The sequence below is a fragment of the Klebsiella sp. I138 genome, assembly GCF_051131765.1.
Classification (GTDB): domain Bacteria; phylum Pseudomonadota; class Gammaproteobacteria; order Enterobacterales; family Enterobacteriaceae; genus Klebsiella.
The window spans coordinates 2,126,943-2,140,665 of the sequence record NZ_CP180447.1 but is presented as its reverse complement, the minus strand read 5'-3'; the positions used below and the strand labels follow the sequence as shown (position 1 = coordinate 2,140,665).

Here is a 13,723-nt window from a genome sequence, read left to right as displayed (position 1 = left end):
ACATCCATCAGCATTAATTCATCAACCCGTTGCAAAAAAGAGTACAGGGTGGGGTATGAGTCCATTTTCGCGTTTTGCGCTCTATTTTGCCGAAGTCGCCCGCAGCGGAAGCCTGCGACGGGCCGCTGAAAAGCTGCATATTTCGGCCTCGGCAATCAATCGGCAGATCCTGCAGGCCGAAGAGGCGTTTGGCACGCCGCTGTTCGAACGTCTACCGGAAGGGCTACGCATGACGACCGCCGGCGAATTGCTGTATGACAACCTGTTGCGCTGGCAAAAAGAGTTTCACCTGACCCGGCAAAAGTTTGATGAGCTGCAGGGGCTCAAGAGAGGGACGGTTAGCGTCGGAATGGTGCAGGCGCTGGCGGAGGGCAGTTTTGCCGCCGCGCTGGCTGATATTATCAGCACCTGGGACTGGCTTGAGCTGATGTTGCAGGTCGCGGACAGCCACACGGTCAGTGAAAAAGTTCGCCAGGCCGATCTCGACTTTGGCCTGATTCTTGACCCGGAAGGCCAGGCTGGGCTAAGCGTACTGGCTTTTGCTGAACTGGAGATGGGCGTGGTGATGCGCCCGGATAATCCCCTGGCCTGCGCGGCAACGCTCTCTCTGGGAGAACTTAGCCAGCAGCGACATATTGTCCCTGGCGCACCGCTGATTGTTCACGAACGGGTCGGGATGCTCTATCGCCACTATGATTTCAGCCCGGGCAACAGTATCAGCTGCAACGACATCCGCCTGATTAAATCGCTGGTGCTTAAAGGCAGCGGCGTCACCGTTCTGAGCCTGCTGGATGTACTGGATGAGGTGAAAAGCGGGCGGCTGGCGTTTATTCCGCTACGCAATAAGCTGCTGCGGCCGCTGACGCTGGCGCTGTGTACGGCGCCATCGCGCCAGCTTTCTCGTCCGGCACAAATGGCGATTCAAAAATTAACGGCGGTCATGGAGGAGATGCAAACCGTCGGCAGACGCTAGCCCAGTGGTCCGCCCTGGATGGTTTCACACAGGCCGTTGATGATGCGCTCTCCGGTTTCCTCCTTGAGCTCCTGATACCACGCCTGGGTCAGGGCCATATCTTTCCCGTGAGTGATGTCGCAGCGCTTGCGCGCCTTGAGTACCAGGTCGCGAACGCGGGCACAGCGTAGTGCTTCGTACTGTTGCAGAGCGGAAACAATCTCACGGTTATCCTGGAAAATGTTGCCAAGCACCACCGCATCCTCCATTGCTGCGCAGCCGCCCTGGCCGATGTCCGGGGTCGTACTGTGCCCGGCGTCACCGAGTAGCGCAACCCTGCCGCGAACCAGTTTATCGAAGGGTTCAATATCATGGATTTCAATGCGATTGGTGGTCTGCGGATCCAGGGCGGCAATCAGCTTTTGCACCGGCGGTGCCCAGCCGCTGAAGTAGCGGCTGAGATCGTCGCGCAGGGTGTGCCTGTCTTCGGCCAGGCCGGCGGGGAGCGGTACATCAAAGAAGAAATAGAAACGGCCGCTGGCCACCGGCATCAGCGACACGCGTTTGCCTTCACCGACGAAAGTGGTCCACTGATCGGCTGGCGCAATGTTCTCGTCGATGTCCACCAGCCCGTTCCAGTTGACGTACCCTGCATAGCGGCGTTCGGGCGTATGGCCCAGCACGTACGGGCGCAGCGCCGAATGGCTACCATCGGCGGCGATCAGGAAATCACCGTGGGCCGTGGTTCCGTCGGTGAACCAGACGGTGACGCCTTCGGCATCTTCTTCCGTGCGGATCACCCGCTTACCAAACTGCACCGCGTCGCGCCCCCAAAAATCGAGCATTTCCCGCTGGAGTTCGCTGCGTGAAACGGGGCAGGGACGGCCTCCGGTGCGTTCAACCAGCGGCGCAAGGCTAAAGCGGGTTAGCGTTTCGCCGTCCAGGTACTCTTTATAGGCCAAAAAGTGCATCGGGCCGCCGTAGGTTTCGATGATCTCCCCCATGCCCAGCTGATTCATGCACTTCACGCCGTTGGGCCAGATGGAGATTGCCGCGCCAACCGGCTTAATCTCTTTCACTGCCTCAAAGACCTCGCAGTCCATTCCCGCGTTCTTCAGCGCGACCGCTGCGCTCAGGCCGCCAATGCCGGCACCAATCACTAATGCTTTCATGCTTTACTCCTTCTGTTGCGTCCTGAAGGAGTAGAGCAATTTGCGTACCAGCCTGGTTAAAGCACCAAAATCGCTACCGGGACGGCAAAAATGCCAGCTATCGCACTTTTGTGGTGCGTGATGAGGTGGCAGTTGCCATGTTATGAACGAAAAGTTTCTCAGTTAAGGTGATGGAATCGAATGTTTCATTAACCACCGGTGGCGGGCGTGAGGACAGGAGATGATCTTATTGGTTAATTTCATTGATAAACAACAGCTTATTAAACATTGCCGTTTGTACTTGACCCGCAGCGCCACTCTGGCCTGCTTTGTGCACTGTGCAGACAACGTTTATGCGTAACGGGGGGAATGATTATGTTTGAAAACAAGAACAACAGTCAGTTTATCGGCCTCGCGCCGCGAAATTTTAGCGGGCTACGTCCGGGGGCGGAGCAGGCGATGACGGCCTGGCCGCGGGGAGAATTGCGCGACAGCGGCAAGGAGCGGTGATGATCCCACTCATACACTTTAATCAGCTGTCTCGCGACGATGCCGTGCGCCTGCTGGCACCGTGCGTAGCGATTGATGCCTGGGCGACGGCACTGATGCAGGCCCGACCATACCCGAATCTCACGGCGCTGATGGCCTTCGCGCAGCAGAAGTCCCTGCAATGGGGCGCACCGGAGCTGGCGCTGGCGCTGCGCGCGCATCCGCGAATTGGTGAGAAACCCGCCGCAGAGCAGGAACATGCCGAGATGTCGCGCCAGGAGCAGGCGGCGGTTAACGATCGGGACGCCGCGCTTATCCGGGCGCTCGCTGAGGGCAACGCCCGTTATGAAGCGCGCTTTGGGCGTGTGTTTCTGATACGCGCTAAAGGTCGCAGCGGGGAAGAGATACTCCGGGCGCTGACGCAGCGGTTGAGCCTCAGCCCGGAGCAGGAGACAGAGGTCGCGCTGGGGCAGCTACGTGAAATTACTTTATTAAGACTAACGGGAGTCATTGGCGAATGAATACGTTGAGTACCCATATTCTGGATGTTTCCACCGGAAAGCCCGCGCAGGGTGTGGCTGTTAACCTGCTGATGGGAGGGCAATCTATCGCAAGCGGCATCACAGATGAGCACGGTCGCATCGCGGCGCTGGCGCCGGGCAGGCTGGCCGCCGGGCGCTATCGGCTGGTGGCGGACATTGGCGACTGGTTTACGCGCGGCGGTCTCGAAACGCTGTATCTGTGTGCGCAGATTGATTTTGTGATTGCCGAGGAGGCGGATGATCATTTCCATCTGCCGTTCTTGATTGCGCCTGGCGGCTGGTCAACCTATCGGGGAAGCTGAGTGCGCCGAAGCCCGGCGCCTGGCCGGGCCTGGTGACACCGTTTCTCCCTGCCAGACGCACTCGCCGTTGACCCAGGTCTGGCGAATATTGCGTTCGTCGCCCAGCGTCATCAGGACAAAAAGCTGCTCGTAGATATCCTGACAGCGGGAGATGCGCAGCCGCTGCAACGGCGTCACCGCCGGGTCGATCACCACAAAGTCGGCTTCTTTTCCCGGCGCAAAGTTCCCGATTTTTTCATCAAGACGCAGCGCGTGAGCGCCACCTAGCGTGGCATGATAAAACGCTTCGCTGGCGCGCAGGCGATAGCTTTGCAGCTGCGCCACCTTATAGGCTTCGCCGAGGGTGCGTAACATACTGAAGGTAGTGCCTGCGCCCACGTCGCTGCCGATACCGATACGCACCTTCTGCTGCCAGCTGGTCGGCAACCGGAACAGACCGCTGCCGAGAAACAGGTTTGAGGTCGGGCAAAAGGCGAGCGCCGAGCCGGTCTCGTGCAGGCATTGCCACTCCGCGTCGGCCAGATGGATCCCGTGGGCGAATACGCTGCGCTCGCCGGTTAAGCGATAGTGGTGATAGACGTCAAGATAGTGCTCGTGCTCCGGCCACAGGCTCTTCACCCACGCCACCTCGTTAAGATTTTCACTCAAGTGGGTATGCAGCCAGGTATCCGGGAACTCCTCCCGCAGCCGCTGAACCGCCGTCAGTAGCTCCGGTGTCGACGTGGGGGCAAAACGCGGTGTAATAGCGTAACCGAGGCGGCCCTGATGGTGCCAGCGCTGGATTAATTCCCGGGTTTGTCGGTAGCTCTGCTCCGCCGTTTCACTCAGATAGTCCGGGGTGTGGCGGTCCATCATCACTTTACCGGCGAGAAGACGCATATTCAGCCGCAGGGCTTCGGTAAACAGCGCATCGACGGATTCAGGATGCAGGGTACAAAACACCAGCGCGGTGGTGGTGCCGTGGCTCAGCAGCTGGCTGATAAAAAATTGAGCGATTTCAGCGGCATAGCCTTCATCACTAAACTGGCTCTCGACCGGAAACGTATAGGTGGTCAGCCACTCCAGCAGCTGCTCACCGAAGGCGCCAATCATCTCGGTTTGCGGATAATGTACGTGCGCATCGACAAAGCCGGGGAGGATTAGCTGCCCACGCAGGTCGAGGTAGCCTTTTTGCGCCTGCAGATACTGCTCGCCCTCCTGCCAGGGCAGCAGCGACTGAATTTTGCCCTGCTGGATAAACAGCACACCATCATCAAGGTAACGCGCATGGCGGGCGATATCGTCAGCGCTGTCGGCAAGCCGGGCGATATCGAAAAAGGCGCCGCGAACGGCGGTATGGTACTCAATCATAAAGACAACCTTCTCTGTTCCATAAAGGGGCAGGGATATTGAGCAAAATTAATGCCAGTTTGCCGGACGGGAGACGCTGACGCCGCGGCGCAGTGCCGCGGCAACGAGGGCTACTCTTTCTGCGCCACCTGGCGAGAAGCAAAAGCGGATGCGGCAGCGCGATCGTCGCGGGCTATCCAGCGATAGGCCGCGCCGCTCAGGAAGACGCCGATAAACCAGCTAAAGTTCGCCACTTCATGCAGGGAGGGAATAAAGCTAATCACCAGACCAATTGCCACCGAGGGGAGCAGCGCGGCGATGGCTTTCGGGTTAAAGCCGTTGCGATACCAGTACTGGCCTTGTGGCGTGGCATCAAACAGATCGTCTACCGACACCTGGCCGCGCTTAATCAAATAGAAGTCGACAATCAGAATACCAAACAGCGGGCCGATAAAAGCGCCCAGAACATCGAGCGTGTAGTGGATAAGCTCCGGTGAGTTGAACAGGTTCCAGGGGGTCAGCAGAATCGAACCGACCGCGGCGATCATCCCCCCGGTACGAAAGCTGATTTTCTGCGGCGAACAGTTGGAAAAGTCAAAGGCCGGTGAGACGAAGTTGGCGACAATATTGATGCCGATGGTGGCGGTAATCATCGTCAGCAGACCAATAGCGACCGCCAGATCGTTACCCACACGGCTGACGGTTTCAATCGGGTCGGTGATCATGCGGCCGAACAGTGACTGGGTACCGGAAACAATGACCACGGTGACGAGAGAAAACAGCAGGAAGTTAAACGGCAGGCCCCAGCGGTTGCCGCGGCGAATTTCGCCCATGCTTTTCCCATAGCGAGAGAAATCGCCGAAGTTAAGCAGCGGGCCGGAGAAGTAGGAGACCACCAGCGCGGTGGCGGTGATCATCTGCCAGGTCTGCTCGCCGGGGGTCAGCGATTTACTGGCCAGCGTAAAGGCAATCCCGTCAAACCCGGTTTTGTATACAATCCAGCCCGCCAGTGCCAGCATCACCACGTATACCGCCGGGCCAGCGATATCAATAAAGCGCTTGATGGCGCTCATTCCGTGCCAGAACACCATTGCCTGCAGCAGCCACATGGTGGCGAAACAGAGCCAGCCAAGGTGCGACAGCCCGAGGAACGTCGCTTCGGTAAGCGTTGATAGCGAAGGCCAGAACTTAAGCAGAACCAGCATCAGCGCGTTGGCCGCCAGATAGGTCTGAATGCCGTACCAGGCAAAGGCGATAAGACCGCGGATCACCGCCGGGATATTGGCGCCGAAGACGCCAAACGCCTGGCGGCAGATGACCGCATAGGGCACGCCCGCCATCTGACTGGGCTTTGCCACCAGGTTGGCGCACAGCTGAACAATGCAAATTCCGACCAGCAAGCAGAGCAGCACCTGCCAGCTGGCCAGCCCGAGCGTGAAGAAGCTCGCCGCCACCACGTAGCCCCCCATGCTATGCACGTCGGACATCCAGAAAGAAAAGATGTTGTACCAGCTCCAGTTCTGGTCGCGCGTTGGTGCCAGATCCTCATTACAAAGCCGTGGGCTGTAGCCGGCGGTGGAATCAGCGGCCGGAACCTGATGGGTATGTTGTCTGTTTGGCATGAAACCTGCTCCTGTGAAATGAAACCCTGTGATGTTGATGCAGGAGGCTGTTGCAGGATTCAGGCCAGAACGGTTAATTTTGTATACAAGAAATTTATTTTATGTATACGATTGGCTATCGAAATATCAATCTGGAGCGGGTCAATGGGTAATGAAAACCGTCAGCAGACCGCAGCAGCGCTGCATGACAAGGATGAATCGATCTATCAGGCCCTGATGACCGCCATTGTGGAACATCAGCTGCCGCCGGGCAGTAAATTGCCGGAAGAGGCGCTGGCTGACGTCTTCGGCGTGAGCCGGACCGGGATCCGTAAGGTGCTGCAACGACTCAATGCTGTGCAAATGGTGACATTAACGCCCAAGCGTGGTGCACAGGTGGCCAGCCCGACGGTTGAAGAGGCGCGGGAGATCTTCCGCACCCGCACGCTGCTGGAGGTCGCAAACCTGCCCGACGTGATTGCTCGCTGTCAGCCGCCGCATCTGGCGGCGCTGGAGGCAATTATTCGCCAGGAGCAGCTGGCGCACGAAGCCTATGATGGCCCGGCGGCTATCCGCCATTCTGCCGAATTCCATATTCAGCTGCAGGCCATTTCTGGCAACCAGGTGCTCACCGAGATGGTGACTCGCCTCAGCCAGCGCTCCTCGTTAGTGATAGCGGCATGGGGCGCCCCGTGGCGCCAGGGCTGCCGCTGCGACGATCACGAGCAGCTTATCCAACTGCTGCGACAAAAGGCGTTGTCACCTCTAAGCGCGGCGTTAACGCACCATTTCGAACATATCGTCGCCAGCCTCTGCTTTGAGCGTGCTGGCGAATGCCTGCCTGATTTTGCCCGGCTCTTTGCCGGCGATAAGGAGCCGTAATGGCCGCTATCTGTATACAAGTGATTAACCCCAACACCAACGCCGGAATGACGGACACCATTGCGACAGCTGCCCGCGCCGCGGCGGCGCCGGGGACCGAGATTGTGGCGGTCTCTTCGCGGGAAGGCGTGCCGTCCATCGAAGGCCATTTTGATGAAGCGATTGCCGCCGTCGGCGTACTGGAACAGATTCAGGCCGGTCGCCAGCTGGGCGTCTCGGGACATGTGATCGCCTGTTTTGGCGATCCTGGGCTGTTGGCAGCCCGTGAGCTGGCGCAGGGGCCGGTTGTCGGCATCGCCGAGGCGGCGATGCATATGGCGACGCTGGTGGCCACGCGTTTTTCGATAGTCACCACGCTGCCGCGCACGCGGATTATCGCCCGCCATTTGCTGCATCAGTATGGCTTTTACGACCACTGCGCCGGGCTGCACGCTATCGATCTCCCGGTGCTGGCGCTGGAAGACGGCTCGGGTCTGGCGCAGGAGAAAGTGCGCGCGCGCTGCCTACAGGCATTAAAAGAGGACGGCTGCGGCGCCATAGTGCTGGGCTGCGGTGGAATGGCTACGCTGGCCCGGCAGCTCACGTGCGAACTACAGATCCCGGTCATCGATGGCGTCAGCGCAGCGGTGAAGATGGTGGAGTCGCTGGTGGCACTGGGGCTGTCGACCAGCAAACGCGGGGACCTGGCTTTCCCGGAGGCCAAAACGCTGAGCGGTAAATTTGCGGCATTCAATTCATTTTAAACTTAAGGGGTGGAGATGACGCTTGCAGAACAGTACTACCCGCGCGATTTGCGCGGCTACGCCGGACGGCCGCCGCATGCGCGATGGCCGAACCAGGCGCGGATTGCCGTGCAGTTTGTGCTCAATTATGAAGAAGGGGCGGAAAACCATGTTCTGCATGGCGATGCCGGTTCTGAGCAGTTTCTCTCCGATATTATCGGCGCCGCCAGCTACCCGGACCGACATATGTCGATGGACTCGCTGTATGAGTACGGCAGTCGCGCTGGATTCTGGCGTATCCATCAGGAGTTCAGCCGGCGCGGGCTGCCGCTGACGGTATTTGGCGTAGCGATGGCGCTGGCACGTCATCCCGATATCGTTGCGGCGATCAAAGCCGCCGACTATGACGTGGTCAGCCACGGCTGGCGCTGGATCCACTACCAGCATATGGATATCAATACCGAGCGTGAACACCTGAACAAGGCGGTGCAGGTGTTAACCGACCTGTTTGGCAAACCGCCTGCCGGCTGGTATACCGGACGCGATAGCCCCAATACGCGCCAGCTGGTGGTGGAGCACGGTGGTTTTGATTACGACAGCGATTACTATGGCGACGATTTGCCGTTCTGGACCCACGTTCCCTGCAGCGATGGCTCCCGCAGGCCGCATCTGATCGTACCGTATACTCTTGATACCAACGACATGCGCTTTGCTACCGCGCAGGGGTTTAATACCGCCGAGCAGTTTTATACCTACCTGAAAGACAGTTTTGATGTGCTGTATGAAGAGGGGGAGCAGGCGCCGAAGATGATGTCCATCGGCATGCACTGCCGGCTGCTTGGGCGCCCGGGTCGCTTCCGTGCCCTGCAGCGCTTTCTCGATTATGTGCAACAGCACGAGCGGGTCTGGGTATGTACGCGCCAGCAGATAGCCACCCACTGGCGCGAAGTTCATCCGTTCCGGGAATAGCTTCCGTTCCCTGGCAGCCCGGCTCAACGCCGGGTTAGCCCATCAGGCTGACCTGCGCGGCGACAATCCGCCAGCCGAAAGGAAAACGCACCCAGGTCTGCTGCTGGCGGCCGATCCGCTCGCTCCCGACGCGGGTGAACTCGGTACTGCATACTGCAAAATCCTCGCCGAATGTGACGATCTCCGTGTGGCGTAATTCACGCTGCAACCCCGCCGACGGACGGGCGGCGCGAAAGGCACGGATTTCGTCGATACCGTAGAGATTCTCCCCGGCCCCCAGGCGAACCGTCTGTTTATCGTGCCAGAAGAGCTCATCCAGCACCGCAATGTTGTTGCTGACCAGCGCCTCTTCGTAGCGGTAAAAAGCCGCCGTTACCTCAGCCAGAACCCGCGGGCGGTTAATATTATCCTGATTGATCATGCTGCTCTCTCCGCCGGCTGTGCGTGGGTGACGCCCATCTCTTCCAGGACGCGCGCCGCGCGCAGGCAGGCCTGTTCATTAAACGGTGCGGCAATCAGCTGTACGCCGATGGGCCGGTTAGATGCCGTACGCAGCGGGACGGTGACCACCGGCAGACCCAGAAACGAGACCGGCTGGGTGAGCATGCCCATACTGGCGCGAACGGGCAGCGTCTCACCGTTAATTGCCATCATCTGCTGGCCAATGAGGGTGGCACTGCACGGTGTCGCCGGGGCGATAAGCACATCGACATGCTGAAACAGTGATTTCATCGCCTCCCGGGCATGGCGACGAAAACGCTGCGCCTGGAGATACCAGGCGGAGGGCATCATCGCACCCGCCAGCAGGCGTTCCCGGGAGTGCGGTTCAAAGCGCTCCGGTTCGCGACGAAGCGCGGGCAGGTACTGGTTGCCCCCTTCAGACGCGCTGATAATAAACGCCGCCGAACGGGCAAGATCTGCCTCAGGGAACAGGTGCTCATCTCGGGCCTCAAGGGCCTGGGCTACACGCGCCACGGCCGCCCGGGCATCGCCATCGCACCAGTCGTTGAAAAAGCCCCCGAGCACTCCGCAACGCAGATCTTCCAGACCACGTTCCAGCCGCATAAGGGTCGGGGAGACGGCCTCGTCAGCCTGGAAATCATCGTCGGGGTCGCGCCCCTGCAAGGCGTCGTACACCGTCGCCAGGTCGCCGACGTGGCGGGCAAACGGGCCGATATGGTCGAGGCTGGCAACGAACGGGTGGCTACCCGCCCGCGACAGGCGACCAAACGTGGGTTTCAGACCAAAAATGCCACACAGAGAGGCCGGAACGCGGATAGAGCCGTTGGTATCGCTACCCAGAGCGAAATGAACCAGCCCGGCGGCAACCGCGGCGGCCGATCCGCCGGAAGAGCCGCCGGCAATCCGCGCCAGGTCGTGTGGATTATGGGTCGCACCGTAATGGCTATTTTCGGTGGTGAACCCATAGGCGTAGGCATCCATATTCACCATGCCGCTGAGCAGGCCACCTGCCGCGCAGATCTGCCGCACCGCCCAACCGTCAGAGGCCGCTGGCAGACGATCGCTGAACAGCTGCGCCCCGGCGAGGGTTGTTTCACCGGCAACGTCGAACAGATTTTTTACCGCGTAGGGGACTCCCGCCAGCGCCGGCAAGGGCTGGCGGCTGCGGCGCAGCGCATCAATCTGGTCGGCTTCGGCGAGCATCCGGCTTTCGGTGATGTGCGTCCAGGCGTTAATGTGCGGGTTAACTCGCGCCATATCGTCCAGGGTGCGGCGGGCAATCTCTCTGGCGCTAATCTCGCCGTTGGCCAGAGCGCGCTGAATATCAGCAATGGTCATCTCAGTGAGCGTCATGCTTTGTATACTCCGGCTATCTCCAGGCGTTCATCCAGCGGGCAGGCCATCAGCGGCTCCGCCAGTGCGGCAATGCGGCTGAACTGGAGCTGAAGTTCGCCGCGTCGGGTGTCATCCAGCTCCAGTGCGAGGAGCTGCTCCATTTGCGCCAGGTAAGCGCCCCAGTCGTTTACGCTATGCATCATCTTCGTCTCCTAATAACCGGCGGCGGAGCCGTTGCTACGCGGATCGGACGCCCCTTCAAACAGACCGTTGGAATGGCGGACGATGGCGCCGGCGTGACCCATGGCTTCGCTATAATCGGCCAGCACTTCCACGTCATGGCCCAGTCTGCGTAAACAGGCGATGCTCTCCGGCGAGAAGCGGCCTTCCAGCTTCAGTGAGTCTGAGGTCTGCCCCCAGGTGCGCCCCAGCAGCCAGCGCGGGCGTGAAATACTCTCCTGCAGCGGTATGCCCTGGAGGATGTAGCGGGTGAAAATGGCCGCCTGGGTTTGCGGTTGGCCATCGCCGCCCATCGAACCGTAGACCATCACCCGGCCATCGTTGAGGCGCGCGGCGGCGGGGTTGAGGGTATGGAACGGCTGTTTACCCGGCGCCAGCGCCAGCAGATGCGCGGGGTCGAGGCTGAACGAGGCACCGCGGTTTTGCCAGACGATCCCGCTATCCGGCAGCACAACGCCGCTGCCAAACTCATGATAAAGACTTTGAATGAAGGAGACCGCCAGCCCGCTGCTGTCCATCACCCCCATCCAGACGGTATCGCCGGGACCTTTCCCGGCACCCCACGGGGCAGCCTGTCCGTCATCGATGCTATCGGCCAACTGCTGGAGCGCCTGCGGAGCGAGCAGGCTTTGAATGTCGACGTCGAGGTGGCGTGGGTCGGTTATGTGGGCGTCGCGCAGACCAAAGGCCAGCTTGGTGGCCTCCACGATACGGTGTACGGTCTGCGCGTCATCGGCGTCGTACATCGCCAGCCGATCGGTAATCCCGAGGATTGCCAGCGACACCAGTCCCTGCGTTGGCGGTGCCAGGTTCCACAGCTCGCCTTGACGGTGCAGAAGCTTCAGCGGCGCAGGGCGGCGGGCGCGATGCTGATGCAGATCCGCAAGGGTGATGGGGAGGCCACATGTCGCCATCCCTTGTGCCAGACGCCGGGCCAATGGACCGCGATAAAAGCTGTCGAGGCCGTCGTCGACCAGTTGTTTTAGCGTCGATGCCAGTGCGGGTTGACGAAACCGGCTGCCGGCTGCCGGCGGCCGCCCGTCGAGCAGAAAGGTCTCGGCGAACCCTGGAAGGTTATGCAGTTCGGCGAGTTTTCCGGCGGTAGCGCTGGATTGCGAGGCAGTGACCGGCGTGCCGTCAGCGGCATAGCGGATCGCATCCTCCAGCAGACGCCCCAGCGGCAGTGCTTTTCCGGTCAACGTCTGCGAGACCTTAAGGGCTTCATCCCAGCCGCTGACGGTTCCGGCGACGGTTAGCGCCGCCTGCGGCCCGCGATGCGGGATATGCGCCAGTCCGGCGTAGGCTTCCGGCGTGGCGAGTGAACCCGCCGCGCCGCTGGCGTCAATGGCGACAGGATCGCCCGTCGGCGGCACGATGAGCCAGAAGCCATCGCCGCCCAGCCCGTTCATATGCGGATAAACCACCGCAATGGTGGCTGCTGCCGCGACCATGGCTTCTATCGCGCTTCCGCCTTCGCGCAGCACGGCAATCGCACTTTGACTGGCCAGATGATGGGGGGCGACCGCCATCCCGTGGGCGGATACATTACTCTGCATGGGTTGTCCTCATGATCCAAACATGATCTCAGCGCTGCAAAAGCTGTTCCACTTTGAGCGTAAAGTTTCAGTCGCCCGCAGGAGGGGCATTTGTCTTAAACTGGCATGCATTATGAAAGGGCTTACATCATGTATAGTGTGATGAAACAAAAGTTACAGAGGCCGTATGGAACAACTGGATGAACGCCTGAAGGGGCAATACGCGTCATTGTCGCCTCAGGAGCAGCGGGTGGCGGATTTTATTTTTGATCACTTCGATGACCTGATCGGTTACAACAGCGCCGAACTGGCGCAGCTGAGCGGGGTGTCAAAAGCCACGGTGAGCCGCCTGTTTAAGCGACTGGGCTACGATAAATATAAGGATATGCGCGATGAACTGCGCACCTTGCGACAGAGCGGAATGCCGTTAACCGATCATCGCGATGCGGTGCAGGGTAACACGCTGCTGGCGCGTCACTATAAGCAGGAAATGGCGAATCTGACGCAGTGGGTCAACGCGCTCGACGCGCAACAGTTTGCCGATGCGATTAGTGGGATGGTCAATGCCCGGCGTATTGCTATCATCGGGATGCGTAACTCCTGGCCGGTGGCGCTGCATCTGCGCCAGCAGCTGCTGCAGGCGCGTGGCCAGGTGCAGGTTCTGCCACAGCCGGGGCAAAGCTTAAGCGAAGAGCTGGTGGATCTGACGGCAGACGATCTGGTGGTGGTCATGGCCTTCCGCCGCCGTCCGCGCATTATTCGCCCGCTGCTACAGGAGCTTCAGTCACGTGGTATCCCGGTGCTGCTGATGTGTGAACCGCAGGCCTTCAGCCTGTTTCCGCTGTCGAGCTGGCAGCTGTGCGCGCCGCTGGATAGCGTCTCGGCCTATGACAGCTACGCCTCGGTAAACAGCTTAATCAATCTGCTGGCGAATGCGTTTTTGCACGAAATTCTCGATAAAGGCCGGCCGCGGATCCACGATATCGCCACCCTCTACCAGCAGCTGGATGAGCTTGAGCAACGATAATGGGGCCTCAGGCTGGTGCTTTGCCTTGTTTTGGTGCGCTAAAAGCGTGAAGAAACAAGGCCCATAATCTCACTTCTTTTCGCTATTTCTTGTTTACTCTCTATTTTAAGCGGATTTCTACGCCGTCACTGGTGAGAATGTTATCTGGCACATTAGTTGCAAAAGTTTATTTGAAGAATCTTTTG

15 protein-coding genes are annotated in these 13,723 nt (G+C 59.7%); 8 read left to right on the top strand and 7 right to left on the bottom strand.

The window, feature by feature from the left end; genetic code table 11:
• The first annotated feature begins 55 nt into the window (after positions 1-55).
• On the top strand, positions 56-973 hold the full coding sequence (hpxR, locus tag ACMYSK_RS10040; RefSeq protein ID WP_434642508.1) for a LysR family hpxDE operon transcriptional regulator HpxR: 918 nt from the start codon (positions 56-58) through the stop codon (positions 971-973).
• Here the strand turns inward: hpxR and hpxO are convergent.
• Positions 970-2,124, bottom strand: a complete 1,155-nt coding sequence (hpxO, locus tag ACMYSK_RS10035; protein WP_434642506.1) for an FAD-dependent urate hydroxylase HpxO — start codon at positions 2,122-2,124, stop codon at positions 970-972. The two genes, hpxR and hpxO, sit on opposite strands and share 4 nt — an antisense overlap.
• Before the next feature lie 354 nt (positions 2,125-2,478).
• Between hpxO and ACMYSK_RS10030 the strand changes: the two genes are divergently transcribed.
• From ACMYSK_RS10030 to uraH, 3 genes are read left to right on the top strand one after another with little or no spacing between them, the layout of a single operon-like run.
• Complete coding sequence (locus tag ACMYSK_RS10030; protein ID WP_434642504.1) at positions 2,479-2,613, top strand: hypothetical protein; 135 nt, start codon at positions 2,479-2,481, stop codon at positions 2,611-2,613.
• Positions 2,613-3,113 (top strand): 2-oxo-4-hydroxy-4-carboxy-5-ureidoimidazoline decarboxylase, encoded by a 501-nt coding sequence (gene uraD / locus ACMYSK_RS10025; RefSeq protein WP_434642501.1) that lies wholly within the window; start codon positions 2,613-2,615, stop codon positions 3,111-3,113. Before ACMYSK_RS10030 ends, uraD begins: the two co-directional genes overlap by 1 nt.
• Positions 3,110-3,436: a hydroxyisourate hydrolase gene (gene uraH, locus ACMYSK_RS10020; RefSeq protein ID WP_434642499.1), complete on the top strand. Its 327-nt coding sequence runs from the start codon at positions 3,110-3,112 to the stop codon at positions 3,434-3,436. The genes uraD and uraH overlap by 4 nt, the downstream gene beginning before the upstream one ends.
• On the opposite strand, the gene guaD is transcribed toward uraH, so the two are convergent.
• Together guaD and ACMYSK_RS10010 are read right to left on the bottom strand one after the other, a co-directional pair.
• The gene (gene guaD, locus ACMYSK_RS10015; RefSeq protein WP_434642496.1) at positions 3,416-4,786 is read right to left on the bottom strand and encodes a guanine deaminase; all 1,371 of its coding nucleotides are present in this window, start codon (positions 4,784-4,786) and stop codon (positions 3,416-3,418) included. The two genes, uraH and guaD, sit on opposite strands and share 21 nt — an antisense overlap.
• Positions 4,787-4,896: 110 nt before the next feature.
• Positions 4,897-6,387, bottom strand: coding sequence for an NCS1 family nucleobase:cation symporter-1 (locus tag ACMYSK_RS10010; RefSeq protein ID WP_434642493.1), 1,491 nt, complete (start codon positions 6,385-6,387; stop codon positions 4,897-4,899).
• 144 nt (positions 6,388-6,531) lie between these two features.
• On the opposite strand from ACMYSK_RS10010, the gene ACMYSK_RS10005 reads away from it, so the two are divergent.
• Genes ACMYSK_RS10005 through puuE form a run of 3 tightly spaced genes read left to right on the top strand, consistent with a single transcriptional unit; the run spans position 6,532 to position 8,939 of the window.
• A complete protein-coding gene (locus tag ACMYSK_RS10005) occupies positions 6,532-7,248 on the top strand; it encodes a GntR family transcriptional regulator (protein WP_434642490.1) in 717 nt (238 codons plus the stop codon).
• Positions 7,248-7,991: an allantoin racemase gene (hpxA, locus tag ACMYSK_RS10000; protein ID WP_434642487.1), complete on the top strand. Its 744-nt coding sequence runs from the start codon at positions 7,248-7,250 to the stop codon at positions 7,989-7,991. Before ACMYSK_RS10005 ends, hpxA begins: the two co-directional genes overlap by 1 nt.
• A gap of 15 nt (positions 7,992-8,006) precedes the next feature.
• Positions 8,007-8,939: an allantoinase PuuE gene (puuE, locus tag ACMYSK_RS09995; protein WP_434642484.1), complete on the top strand. Its 933-nt coding sequence runs from the start codon at positions 8,007-8,009 to the stop codon at positions 8,937-8,939.
• Between the two features lie 34 nt (positions 8,940-8,973).
• Here puuE and hpxZ read toward each other — a convergent pair whose 3' ends face one another.
• The 4 genes from hpxZ to hpxW are packed head-to-tail and all read right to left on the bottom strand — an operon-like array spanning position 8,974 to position 12,532.
• Positions 8,974-9,360 carry an oxalurate catabolism protein HpxZ gene (gene hpxZ, locus ACMYSK_RS09990; protein WP_434642481.1) on the bottom strand — a complete coding sequence of 129 codons (387 nt, stop codon included), beginning with the start codon at positions 9,358-9,360 and terminating at the stop codon, positions 8,974-8,976.
• The gene (locus tag ACMYSK_RS09985; RefSeq protein WP_434642478.1) at positions 9,357-10,754 is read right to left on the bottom strand and encodes an AtzE family amidohydrolase; all 1,398 of its coding nucleotides are present in this window, start codon (positions 10,752-10,754) and stop codon (positions 9,357-9,359) included. The genes hpxZ and ACMYSK_RS09985 overlap by 4 nt, the downstream gene beginning before the upstream one ends.
• On the bottom strand, positions 10,751-10,939 hold the full coding sequence (hpxX, locus tag ACMYSK_RS09980) for an oxalurate catabolism protein HpxX (RefSeq protein WP_434642476.1): 189 nt from the start codon (positions 10,937-10,939) through the stop codon (positions 10,751-10,753). Before hpxX ends, ACMYSK_RS09985 begins: the two co-directional genes overlap by 4 nt.
• A 9-nt stretch (positions 10,940-10,948) precedes the next feature.
• Positions 10,949-12,532, bottom strand: a complete 1,584-nt coding sequence (gene hpxW / locus ACMYSK_RS09975) for an oxamate amidohydrolase (RefSeq protein ID WP_434642473.1) — start codon at positions 12,530-12,532, stop codon at positions 10,949-10,951.
• A gap of 166 nt (positions 12,533-12,698) precedes the next feature.
• Between hpxW and hpxU the strand changes: the two genes are divergently transcribed.
• Positions 12,699-13,538: a MurR/RpiR family transcriptional regulator HpxU gene (gene hpxU / locus ACMYSK_RS09970; protein WP_434642470.1), complete on the top strand. Its 840-nt coding sequence runs from the start codon at positions 12,699-12,701 to the stop codon at positions 13,536-13,538.
• Positions 13,539-13,723 lie beyond the last annotated feature (185 nt).